At 31.9% G+C, this 780-nt stretch carries 1 protein-coding gene; it reads right to left on the bottom strand.

All coding sequences use genetic code 11. The annotated features are described in order from the left end of the window. Nucleotides 1-454: 454 nt before the first annotated feature. On the bottom strand, nucleotides 455-709 hold the full coding sequence (locus tag CP368_RS10120; RefSeq protein WP_025005684.1) for a GlsB/YeaQ/YmgE family stress response membrane protein: 255 nt from the start codon (nucleotides 707-709) through the stop codon (nucleotides 455-457). Nucleotides 710-780: the final 71 nt, after the last annotated feature.

Consider the following 780-nt stretch of genomic DNA (forward strand, 5'->3'; position numbering starts at 1 on the left):
ATATTATAAAGAATCTCTACGTCTCATAGCTTTTCTAAGCTTTTTTCTTTTATTACTCCACAGTACACTTGCTAATCATCTTTCTATTTTTAATATTCAGCGTTTGATTTTTAACAATTACGTATTACATAATGAATAAAAAATAACTTTTTATTTGAACAATCATAAATTCTTTTAAAGTAAGTCATTATTAATCAACTGAAACCTAAACATAATTGGCTTCAGTTGACAATGAGAGCCCAAAATTCTATTCAAAACAGCCAGATTATCTTCAATTCATTGTTTCAAAATCTATTTATTTTTATCAATTTGTAGCATCACTGTCTTTAATGCTTTTATTTCTCTCCCCTCTCCCAAGAGAATAGGGCAACAAAAAAGGCTAAATCTAGGATAAAATCCTTATTTTAGCCTTTTCGTTTGTAGTACGTACTAAAAATTTTTACTCATATAAACGTTATGCAGTTCTAAATTTGCTGACAACGAAGGCAACAATGATTACCAAAATTACTGCACCTAAAATTGACGGTACAATTGCCATGCCAGCAACTTGTGGTCCCCAGGCACCCAATAAAGCTTGACCTAATGAGGAACCAATTAACCCTGCTAAGATATTAGCAATCCAGTTCATTGATCTGCCGTGCCCTGTAAGAGCTCCAGCAATCAAACCAATAACTCCTCCAACAATTAATACCCAAATCCAATGTAGCATTTTGATCACCTTTGCTTTCATTAAAGAAACATCTATATACTTTATTTAGCTAATTAAGCGCTTTTCTTAAC

The organism is Lactobacillus sp. UMNPBX17 (genome assembly GCF_002553735.1).
GTDB classification, from domain to species: Bacteria; Bacillota; Bacilli; order Lactobacillales; family Lactobacillaceae; genus Lactobacillus; species Lactobacillus gallinarum.